14 protein-coding genes, 1 tRNA gene and 1 pseudogene (1 of these 16 cut by a window edge) are annotated in these 9,727 nt (G+C 37.7%); 13 read left to right on the top strand and 3 right to left on the bottom strand.

The window, feature by feature from the left end; translation table 11 throughout:
- The 5 genes and pseudogenes from COU51_00360 to COU51_00340 all read left to right on the top strand — a co-directional run.
- Positions 1-76: pseudogene (locus tag COU51_00360) on the top strand (hypothetical protein) (it extends 185 nt beyond the left edge of the window).
- 37 nt (positions 77-113) lie between these two features.
- Positions 114-680, top strand: coding sequence for a hypothetical protein (locus tag COU51_00355; protein ID PIR67111.1), 567 nt, complete (start codon positions 114-116; stop codon positions 678-680).
- A gap of 71 nt (positions 681-751) precedes the next feature.
- Complete coding sequence (locus COU51_00350) at positions 752-967, top strand: hypothetical protein (protein ID PIR67110.1); 216 nt, start codon at positions 752-754, stop codon at positions 965-967.
- Positions 968-1,005: 38 nt separating this feature from the next.
- Positions 1,006-1,368 carry a hypothetical protein gene (locus COU51_00345; protein PIR67109.1) on the top strand — a complete coding sequence of 121 codons (363 nt, stop codon included), beginning with the start codon at positions 1,006-1,008 and terminating at the stop codon, positions 1,366-1,368.
- 12 nt (positions 1,369-1,380) lie between these two features.
- Positions 1,381-1,734 (top strand): hypothetical protein, encoded by a 354-nt coding sequence (locus tag COU51_00340; GenBank protein PIR67108.1) that lies wholly within the window; start codon positions 1,381-1,383, stop codon positions 1,732-1,734.
- 21 nt (positions 1,735-1,755) lie between these two features.
- On the opposite strand, the gene COU51_00335 is transcribed toward COU51_00340, so the two are convergent.
- Complete coding sequence (locus COU51_00335; protein PIR67107.1) at positions 1,756-2,757, bottom strand: hypothetical protein; 1,002 nt, start codon at positions 2,755-2,757, stop codon at positions 1,756-1,758.
- 34 nt (positions 2,758-2,791) lie between these two features.
- Here COU51_00335 and COU51_00330 point away from each other — a divergent pair, with 34 nt between their 5' ends.
- From COU51_00330 to COU51_00295, 8 genes are all read left to right on the top strand, one after another.
- Entirely contained in the window at positions 2,792-3,277 is a 486-nt protein-coding gene (locus COU51_00330) for a hypothetical protein (protein PIR67106.1), read from the top strand.
- A complete protein-coding gene (locus tag COU51_00325; protein PIR67105.1) occupies positions 3,274-3,486 on the top strand; it encodes a hypothetical protein in 213 nt (70 codons plus the stop codon). The genes COU51_00330 and COU51_00325 overlap by 4 nt, the downstream gene beginning before the upstream one ends.
- Before the next feature lie 232 nt (positions 3,487-3,718).
- Complete coding sequence (locus COU51_00320; protein PIR67104.1) at positions 3,719-4,297, top strand: helicase; 579 nt, start codon at positions 3,719-3,721, stop codon at positions 4,295-4,297.
- Positions 4,298-4,507: 210 nt separating this feature from the next.
- On the top strand, positions 4,508-6,799 hold the full coding sequence (locus COU51_00315) for a ribonucleoside-diphosphate reductase, adenosylcobalamin-dependent (protein PIR67103.1): 2,292 nt from the start codon (positions 4,508-4,510) through the stop codon (positions 6,797-6,799).
- On the top strand, positions 6,790-7,338 hold the full coding sequence (locus COU51_00310) for a cob(I)yrinic acid a,c-diamide adenosyltransferase (GenBank protein ID PIR67102.1): 549 nt from the start codon (positions 6,790-6,792) through the stop codon (positions 7,336-7,338). Before COU51_00315 ends, COU51_00310 begins: the two co-directional genes overlap by 10 nt.
- A gap of 107 nt (positions 7,339-7,445) precedes the next feature.
- Positions 7,446-7,518, top strand: a tRNA-Pro gene (locus tag COU51_00305).
- 32 nt (positions 7,519-7,550) lie between these two features.
- Entirely contained in the window at positions 7,551-7,790 is a 240-nt protein-coding gene (locus COU51_00300; GenBank protein PIR67101.1) for a hypothetical protein, read from the top strand.
- A 139-nt stretch (positions 7,791-7,929) separates the two neighbouring features.
- A complete protein-coding gene (locus tag COU51_00295) occupies positions 7,930-8,310 on the top strand; it encodes a hypothetical protein (GenBank protein PIR67100.1) in 381 nt (126 codons plus the stop codon).
- A gap of 297 nt (positions 8,311-8,607) precedes the next feature.
- On the opposite strand, the gene COU51_00290 is transcribed toward COU51_00295, so the two are convergent.
- On the bottom strand, positions 8,608-8,901 hold the full coding sequence (locus tag COU51_00290) for a hypothetical protein (protein ID PIR67099.1): 294 nt from the start codon (positions 8,899-8,901) through the stop codon (positions 8,608-8,610).
- A gap of 107 nt (positions 8,902-9,008) precedes the next feature.
- Entirely contained in the window at positions 9,009-9,725 is a 717-nt protein-coding gene (locus COU51_00285; GenBank protein PIR67098.1) for a cytochrome C biogenesis protein, read from the bottom strand.
- Positions 9,726-9,727: the final 2 nt, after the last annotated feature.

Genomic DNA, 9,727 nt, shown 5'->3' with positions numbered 1-9,727 from the left:
AGATAGCCAAAAGAAAGCTAAAGCAAACCAGCCCGGCTTTAGCCGCACGTTATTCTTTACGAGATGCTATTTTTAAACTTGGTCCAGCCGGATTTGAATTTGAAAAATATATAATGCTTCTGTTCCGAGCATATGGGTATAAAACGTATTTGCCGGAGATAATGGAAGGAAAATGCATTACTCACGAAGTTGATATTATTGCAGAAAAAAATGGAAAAAGAATTATGATGGAGTGCAAACTGCGCCACAGCACTAATATTAATATAGATATAAAAGACACAATGTCTACTTGGGCGCGTTTTATGGATTTGAGAGATGGCGCTCGGCTCGGAAAGTGTCCGTTAATAGACGAGTGTTGGATTGTTACGAATAGCCGGTTTTCTTATGACTCGGAAAAATATGGAAAATGCAAAAAAATGGGGCTTCTTTCATGGAATCACCCGCAAGAAAAACCACTAACTCTATGGATAGATAATAAAAAACTTTATCCAATAACTGTTTTGGGAAGCCTTAAAAAAATACACCTAAAAGAGTTTAGCCGAGCAGAAATACTTTTATTACAAGACATGATAAAATATGATATTGTTGAATTAGTTGAAAAGACCCGACTTTCCAAGCGCGATCTTTCTCCAATTTTGGAAGAAGCAAAAGAAGTACTAAAATTTAATCCAAAAAATTAATATCATAGTTCTCGACTTCGCTCGAACAATATTTTATTATTCGACCTTGTAGAGAAATATAACAAACGCATATGGAACGCATAGAATTTATTCTAAAAGCCGTCTCACATTTGGTATGGTCACTAATTTTGGAAGGACTTCTATTTATTATCCTTGGGATATTGGTTTATATTTATCCTGCGCTTTTGATAGTTTTAACAGCGGTTTTTTTCTTGTTTACCGGATTAACCCTTGTTTCAATTGGCTTAAAAGTTAGGAGATACTCAAAAATAAAAATTGATTTCTAAAAATTTTCGCGGATAGCGCGGTTAATTTAAAAATTATTATGCAATTAGTATTAATTTTTGCGGTAGCGGTAGCCATGAATGCTGTTGCCACCATTTTACTCAAAATCGGATCAGCAAAGTTTACGGGTGGCTTTTCTTTACAAATCATAGTTGACATATTAAAAAATTATCATGTTTGGGGAGGAATCCTGCTTTATATTGCCTCATTTCCTCCGTATGTTTATATTTTTAGCAGGATGAATGTGAGTATTGCTTATCCTATATTTACCAGTCTGAGTTTTGCAACAACGATAATGATAGCTGCGATTTTTCTGAAAGAAAGCTTGACAATTCCTCAGTTCTTTGGTCTAATCCTAGTTGTAGGAGGAATTGTCCTTTTAGCAACAAATGGCCAGACATAGAGGAGGCGAGTCTTGACAGAACAAAAAAAATTGCAATTTTTTTATATCACCGGAATGGCTGACAAATTAAGAAAATTCATTCCTTCTACTCTTCAAAAAATCGCAATAGATATGGGTATCAGTTCACAAGACATTATCCAAGCCGTAGATTTTAATGCTATTTTTAGTAAAGTCGTTGAGGCGATGTCAGAAGGTTATACTGAAGATGAGATTGATGCGACAATCGCTTTTTATGACAGCGAAATCGGACGAAGTATTGCTAATAAAGAAGCGATTATGGCCACACAACTAACTGAAATGATAAATGAATATGTTATGTCCGCAATAGCCGGACACCTACAAAAATCCGATTCTCTAAAAAACTAATCCCAGGCAAAGCCCGGGATTTTAATTTTTGTTTACTAGATTTTTTACCATTTGCCACATTTCGTTATCTCCTTGATTTTTTAGCCAATACCACCATTCTACACCCCAAAGATATATTTCATTAAAGCCTGCGCGTTTGGCAAACTTAATGGATTCACCAAGCATCTTCGCATTCATTAATTCTTTTTGTTCAATAATAGGTGTTTCTGGTAACGGTTGACGTTCCCACGGCTCAGCTTGGAGTTCGCTTATAAATATTTCTTTTCCCAATAAGCGTAGAGTGTTTGCCCGGCTTTTATAATAATGAGGGGTAAGGGGATAATAAAATAGTCCCAAAATACTATTCCATGTAGTTCTATATAAACTCACTCCTACTTTGTCAGACAAAATCGCTTCATTAGTCCAACTGGAAAGCTCTCCGCTGGCCGTGAGAACTATCGGTCTATTATCCAAAGAATGGGCCATAGCTATTTCTTTTTTCAAAAATTCCGGATCTGGCGCCGGACATTCGCCAAAAATAGACAAGAAGGGTTCATTTTCAATTTGCCAGGCCGTTATCACCGTTCTATCTTTGTATTTCTCTATTGTTTTCCTAATCAAAGAAAGCACATTCTCTTGATTTTTTTCTTCCGACAAACCTTTTATCCAATCGGGATCATGACATTCTGGCCAACGAGGAAGACGCCTTCCTATTGCCAAAATAATTTCTCCGCCTTCTTTGTCCACTTCATCTATCTGCCAATCAATTTGGCTAAAATCATAAACCCCTTGTTTTTGTTCAATTTTATCCCAATAAGCCGAAAAACGATATTTTTTTATTCCTAAATCAGTGAGAGAGGAGTGGAGAACTTTTTTTGGGTCAAGCCCGAGATAATATGCTTGACCAGGGCTGAAAGTAACGCCCAATTCTGCTTGTTTTTCTACTCCTGCAAAATTAAAATAAAGCAAAAATCCAAAAAAAATGGCCTGGCTTATGGCTATGATTAATACTAAATACAAAATTATGCGCTTGCGTTTTATCATATAAGTATTATAACATTAAATTAGTACATTGTCCTTGAAAGGAGAGAGTTTGAATAAAAAATATCCAAGGAAAATCCCGACAAAAGAAAAAGAGAGAAAAAAGGAAGCAGAAAAAGTTCGGAAACATCGCCATGCATGCCATAGTTATCACCATTTTTTAACAAAATGCAGAGTCAGAGAATATATAACCAAAGAAGAAAGACGTTTAGGAAAAAAGTTGACCGAAGCAGAGAATCGACAACTGAGGTATAAAGAGTTGGTTCCTGTTGTAGCACACCATGCGTGGAATACGCTTTTTGCCTTCAAATTTCCATGGGAAGCAATAGAAAGAATAAAAAACTGGTCTGACAAAAGCCTAACGCATTTGCAAAGAATGCTTTTAAAAAATAATCAGCTCGAAGCGTGGAATGTTCTCTTTGGAAAAAACGCTTCACCTCGGCAAGCGATAGAAATTGTAAGAATTGATTGGACTCCACCATATCCTCCGGCAGAAGAACTGTCGGACGAAGTGGCAAAATGAGAAAGAAGGTTTGTTTTTTTCTCCTTATGTTAATGCTTTTTTTGCCTGCTTTTTTTGATCCGGAGTATGACGTATATGACCATTGTGAAAATGGATGTTTTATTCAAGCAAATAATTGTTTTAGCACATGTTCTTCTGATGACATTGACCTTTATTACTGTTTGCGCGACTGTGAACGCGATTGGCTTGATTGTGCCGGAGATTGTTAGCTCTTTTACTATAAAACCCTATATATACACGCCCGAGATCAATATTCCGGGCTTTTTTTATTGCTTAATAATGCTTATTAGCTAAAAAACTCGACAAAGGGCGGAAACCGACAAACCTAATGGAGAAACTAACTCCTAATTGCGTTTTTGCTCCGTTTTTACGGATCTTTTTATTTGTTTTCAAAATATGCTATCATAATATAACCTCTCAATTTTTAATTATTTTATTTTTATGAATGAGATTGTTTTAGACATAGAAACACAAAACACATTTCAAGAAACAGGCAGGCGCGATTGCAAACTATTAAAGCTCTCTCTTTTGGTTACATATCATTATAATACCGATGAATACAGAGTTTATTTTGAAAAAGATTTACCATCGCTCTGGAACGAACTTTTGTCTGCCGACCGTATCATTGGTTATAATTTGAACGGCTTTGACTATCCTGTTCTAAATAATTATGCGCCATATGACTTATTAAAACTTCCGACACTTGATATGATGGATGAAGTTCAAAAGTCTCTTGGCTTTCGTATTAAGTTGGATAGTATTGCTCAAGGTTCTTTGGGAATCGGAAAATCAGGCAATGGTTTGGATGCGGTTCGTTTCTGGAAAGAACAAAAACTGGAAAAGTTGGAAAAGTATTGTCGTCAGGATGTAAGAGTAACAAAAAAGATATATGAATATGGAAAACAAAATGGCATATTGCGTTTTGATGATTATTTAACTGGTGAAAAAAGAGAAATAAATATTGATTTTAACCTGCAAGAAAAGAAAAAAAATATAGGCAATCTGACATTGGGGCTTTAATCTTTGATACAAAAATTGTGGTTTATAGCTTGAAACGGGTTTATCCACAAGACACATTTTTTTTAATGTTTTATAATAAAACATAGGGGGGTATTTTTAAACAAAACAGGGTGTGTTTTGTTGAATTACACACCAAGCATAAAGAAAGATGTTGGTGTTTTTTATTCTCCGATAAATTGAAACATAACTTAATTAAACTAATAAACTACTATGGAATTACAAGGGATACATAAAAAAGTTTTTCTTGACAGGTATGCCGCTAAAGATGAAAATGGCAATTTAATCGAACATAAGCCAGAAGAGATGTGGTTGCGTGTTGCCAAAACGATAGCAAAAGTTGAAAAAGTAGATGAGGCAAGACAGTCGGCTGAATATTCATTTTATGATGCAATGGAAAACTTCAAATTTATTCCCGGTGGAAGAATCTTGTCAGGCGCAGGCGCGATTGGTCAGCGAACTTTTTATAACTGCTTCGTGATTCCGTCTCCGGCGGATTCACGAGGAGGCATTATGGAATCTGTCACAAGAATGGCGGAAATAATGGCACGCGGAGGGGGAGTTGGCGTGAATATTTCAACCTTGAGACCAAAAGGAAGTTATGTAAAAGGCGTAAACGGAACAGCGAGCGGAGCGGTTTCTTTTGGCGGATTGTATTCTTATGTAACGGGCTTAATTACTCAGGGCGGTTCAAGACGCGGGGCACTGATGCTCATGCTTGATGTTGATCATCCGGATATTGAAGAATTTATAACTGTAAAAAGAACAATGGGATTGGTAACGAATGCCAATCTATCGGTTTGTATCTCGGATTCTTTTATGAAGGCAGTAAAAGCAGACACCGATTGGGACCTAAAATGGAAAGAAAGAACATATAGAACCGTTCGCGCAAAAGCTATCTGGGATATGATATGCGAATCTGCGTGGGCATCAGGCGAGCCGGGTGTATTTTTTATGGAACGCGCCAATAAGCAATCAAACAGTTGGTATTTTGAAGAATTAATTTCAACTAATCCTTGTGGTGAACAACCACTTGGCGCATGGGGAGTTTGTAATCTTGGTTCAATCAACCTTTCCAATTTTATAAAAAACGACGAAGTAAATTGGGATTCTCTAAAATCAACAATACACAAAGCGATCCACCTTTTGGATAACGCTATTGACGTTACTGAATATTTTTATCCTGAAAATAAAATGGCGCAAAAAAATGTTCGTAGAGTCGGTTTGGGAACAATGGGTCTCGCGGACATGCTAATAAAATTGAAAATAAGATATGGGACAGAAGAAGCAATCGCTTTTTGCGATAAGCTTTTTTCTTTTTTACGAGATGAGAGCTATAGAGCATCTGTAGAACTTGCCAAGATAAAAGGAAGCTTCCCAAAATTTGATGCGGAAAAATATTTACAAGGATATTTCATAAAACAACTTCCAGAAGATATTCGCGCCGGCATCAGCCAATATGGTATAAGAAATGCTTTTCTCTTGACTCAAGCGCCAACAGGAAGCACAGGTCTTTTGGCAAACGCATCTTCCGGGATAGAACCTGTTTATGATTTTGTTACAATCCGCAAAGATCGTTTAGGTGAGCATGAGATTATGCATCCACTTTACGAAAAACATCAGGCTGAGCATCCAAACGAAGAAAGACCGGAATATTTTGTAACAGCAAAAGAGCTTACTCCTTCGGAACATATAAAAATGCAGGCGGTTATACAAAAATATGTTGATTCTAGTATCTCAAAAACCGTAAACGCGCCAAACAACCATACCGAAGAAGATGTGCGCCAACTATATATACAGGCATACGATTTGGGATGTAAAGGAATGACATACTACCGCGACGGTTCACGCGATTTGGCTGTCTTATATTCAAAAGAAGAAAAAAAAGAGCAAGAGGCTGAGGCTCCAAAAATAAGTCTAACACCAAAGCCAAGACCGGAGGTGTGTTCTGGGAGCACATATAAGATTAAAACTGGATATGGAACGCTTTTTGTCACTGTGAATGACGATGAAAATGGTAAACCGTTTGAGGTTTTTGCCACGATTGGCAAAACCGGAGGATTTTTTGCGGCAAAATCAGAAGCTATCTGCCGACTTATATCATTAGCTTTGCGTTCAGGAATTGACGTGGAGGAAGTGTTTGAGCAACTGAGAGGAATCCGCGGACCGATGCCAAGCTGGAGTAAGTATGGTCAAGTTTTATCTATTCCTGACGCAATTGGAGTTATTTTGCGCGAACATATAAACGCGGCACAACAAAAACTTGAACTTGGATTCAAAAAACCTCAAGAAAAAATAATGACAGAAGAAAAACTAGAAGAATTGCCTGCGGCAGGAATGGAAGACGATGTTGTAGCAGAGCTAAGGGCTGTAGAATACTCTAAAACAGAAGTTAAGATTGCTGACCGTGGATTTGCTCCGGAATGTCCGGAGTGTCATGCAATATTAGAACTCTCGGAAGGTTGTATGCTTTGCCGAAGTTGCGGATATTCTAAATGCTCATAAATATGCTTTATATTTATACCGGTGGAGGTAAAGGAAAGACAACGGCCGCTCTTGGAACTTTGATAAGAGCTCATGGCGCAGGCAAAACCTGTGCCATTGTTTTTTTTGATAAAAATTCGGATTATTGTAACGAGTTTAAAACATTAAAACAGCTGGGAATAGAAGCACATATCTTTGGACAAAACCGCATATTTTCTTCCCCTTTCCAAGGGGAAATTAGAGGGGGTTTTCGGCTCAGTAATAATGAAGACGATCTGCAACAAGCACAAAATGCGCTAAATAAAGCCAAAGAGCTTGTGGATAAGTCAGACGTCCTTATTTTGGATGAATTATTAAATTCCATCCGTTTGAATCAAATTACGCTACAGGACGCGCTTAATTTTATTGATAATTTTCCAAAAGAAAAATTTTTAGTTTTAACCGGCAGGGGATTACCGAAAGAAATTGCCGAGCGAGCTAACTTGATAAGTGAAATAAAAAATATAAAGCATCCATTTGACCGGTTAAAATCTGTCGCTGTGCCGGGAATCGAATATTGATTTTTTTAATAAATTATGATATAACTGTTTATGTTAATGGGTTGTAGTGCAGCTGGTAGTGCCTGCCTGCCGGCAGACAGGCACGTTGTTGTATATCTCGCCAAAATCGGGGATTAGCGCAGCTGGTAGCGCGCGTCGTTCGGGACGACGAGGTCGCTGGTTCAAATCCAGTATCCCCGATTTTAGTGAGATACTTCGGGACGACGAGACCGGTGGCCTGCCGGCAGGCAGGCAGGTTCAAATCCGCCCAGCCCGACCAACTTAAACTTTTTTCAAATTCAGAGGCGTTTGTTTGTTCGCTCGCCCCGCCGGAGTTTATCCCGCACGGCGAAGCGAGACCCGCCGAAGGCGGGGCGAGCGAGCAAACTCTTTCCCCTGAAAATTTAAAATGTCTAACTTGGTCGCAATTGCTGAACGAAGCCCGAACCTTTTTTGAACGAAACTCCGACTGATTGCCGCGCGAAGCGCGACAGAGACTGAACGCTCGGGCGGGCAAAGCCATCTTTTACCAGGATTATTATTGGTTATCCTTTTTAGTGTTTGGTCATGGATTGATGAGAAAAGATATAGAACTAATTAAGACTATTGCCTATGAAAAAACCCTTTAAAAACATACTCGTAATTACCCTTGCCGTTGCTGTGGTAATTGTTGTTGCTTCTTTGTTTTTCCAAAAAAAGTTGCCGTTTTCTGATTCACTGACAAATGTTTTCCCCAAAATACCATCTGCAAGACTATATAAACAAGTAATTACCAAACCAGAAGGTTGGTTTAAAACCGGCCAAGCAGCAGACTTAATTTTATATGCTGATGATTTTAATAACGCCGGTAGCGCCACTAACTTAAACTATCCTATGAAGGTCGTCTCCGACGGAAAAAGGTTAATTGTTTCCGATACCTATAATAACCGAGTTTTAATTTGGAACAGGATTCCTACCCAAGATCATACTCCTGCTGATTTAGTTATAGGCTAAAAGGATATGACTCAAAATTTTCCTGGCACTGCTCCAGATAAATTACGTTGGCCGACAGGAGTAACAACCGACGGAAGCAAACTTGCCGTGGCTGATGCTTATAATAATCGTGTTATTAATTTGGAACCAATTCCCGACTGCAAATGGCCAGTCGGCTGATATAGTGATTGGTCAACCGGATTTTTTTCAGAATATTGAAGCTAATATAGACAACTTTCGTGTTGATCAAAACAATCGGCAAAAAGAAAGCTAATCGCGAAAATAAATAAAAGATAAATTGATATTTTTTTCATATTATTACCCGTTAGTTTTTTGCTTAAAGAAATTAATAATGTCTTGGTCGCCGATTAAACATTTCTCGCCATCCCAGAGAAAAGGCACGCCGATTGAATCGGTCGGCAATCCGCAAATTTTCGCCTTGGCTCCCAACTTTTTAGCGTTGTTTTGATTGTAACAAACTTCTTTTTGGGCGAAAGAAATTTTATCGCCAATACTATTTTCTTTGATGTATTCCTCAACAATCGTGCAATGTGGACAGCCATCGCCGTAAAAAAGAATAATTTGATCTGCTGATTGGTTTTCTTCCACCACCGTTTCGTTTGTTGAAATTTAGTTTTTGTCTTTTTCTTGCGAAAGCGCAAAAAATGAAGAAATCAGAACGGCAATAAATAAAATTGTGGGAATTATAATTTTGTTTTTCATAAGATAGCAAAATATTTAATCAAAAATTGCAAATAGTAAATCCCCGCCATGACAAAAATTGTCGCCACGGAATAACGCATTACTTTTTCAATCTTTTGCATGATTTGAAAAACCTGACCAAGTTTTTGCACCATAAAAGCGATAACGAAAGAAAACAAAATTACAGGCAATCCCGTACCAAGAGCGAAAATCGGTGGCAAGATTAAACCCTCGGTGGATTTTAAAACCAAAGGAATAAGCGCGCCGAAAAATAAAACTCCGCTATAAGGGCAAAATGCCAAAGCAAAAAGTATACCTAAAAGGAAAGAACTGATAAATCCTTTTTGAGACAGCCAGAGTTTTATTCTTTCAATTTTTTCTCCACCTTTGCCAAAATTTATTTTAATTATTCCAAACATTATTAAGCCGATGATTATCAAAACCGAACCCAAAACTTTATCACCCCAGCCTTGAAAAATGCTTGAAATTTGAAAAGAGGATAAACCGAAATAAATCAGAGTGGCTAAAATGGTATAACTTGCTCCCCGTCCAAGCGTGTAAAAAATTCCGTTAAGCAAGGTGTGTTTAGCGGTTTTGATTTCTTTGGAAATATAAGCAATGGCGGTGATGTTGGTGGCAAGTGGACAAGGGCTGATTGAAGTAAGCACGCCTAAAAGAAAAGTGGTTAAAATCGGGATATTGTAATTGTCGATTAAAAAATTTATAAAATCCATAA

Source organism: Parcubacteria group bacterium CG10_big_fil_rev_8_21_14_0_10_36_14, from assembly GCA_002772895.1.
Classification (GTDB): domain Bacteria; phylum Patescibacteriota; class Patescibacteriia.
The sequence above is the reverse complement of the archived record's forward strand: the minus strand, read 5'-3'. Positions and strand labels throughout refer to the sequence as shown.

What these genes read in the sequence shown, in the direction of transcription:
- COU51_00355 (PIR67111.1), top strand. Translation starts at nt 114, where the DNA reads ATGCTTCTGTTCCGAGCATATGGGTATAAAACGTATTTGCCGGAGATA.
- COU51_00310 (PIR67102.1), top strand. Translation starts at nt 6,790, where the DNA reads ATGCTCATAAATATGCTTTATATTTATACCGGTGGAGGTAAAGGAAAG.
- COU51_00350 (PIR67110.1), top strand. Translation starts at nt 752, where the DNA reads ATGGAACGCATAGAATTTATTCTAAAAGCCGTCTCACATTTGGTATGG.
- COU51_00315 (PIR67103.1), top strand. Translation starts at nt 4,508, where the DNA reads ATGGAATTACAAGGGATACATAAAAAAGTTTTTCTTGACAGGTATGCC.
- COU51_00285 (PIR67098.1), bottom strand. Translation starts at nt 9,725, where the DNA reads ATGGATTTTATAAATTTTTTAATCGACAATTACAATATCCCGATTTTA.
- COU51_00325 (PIR67105.1), top strand. Translation starts at nt 3,274, where the DNA reads ATGAGAAAGAAGGTTTGTTTTTTTCTCCTTATGTTAATGCTTTTTTTG.
- COU51_00335 (PIR67107.1), bottom strand. Translation starts at nt 2,757, where the DNA reads ATGATAAAACGCAAGCGCATAATTTTGTATTTAGTATTAATCATAGCC.
- COU51_00295 (PIR67100.1), top strand. Translation starts at nt 7,930, where the DNA reads ATGAAAAAACCCTTTAAAAACATACTCGTAATTACCCTTGCCGTTGCT.
- COU51_00320 (PIR67104.1), top strand. Translation starts at nt 3,719, where the DNA reads ATGAATGAGATTGTTTTAGACATAGAAACACAAAACACATTTCAAGAA.
- COU51_00345 (PIR67109.1), top strand. Translation starts at nt 1,006, where the DNA reads ATGCAATTAGTATTAATTTTTGCGGTAGCGGTAGCCATGAATGCTGTT.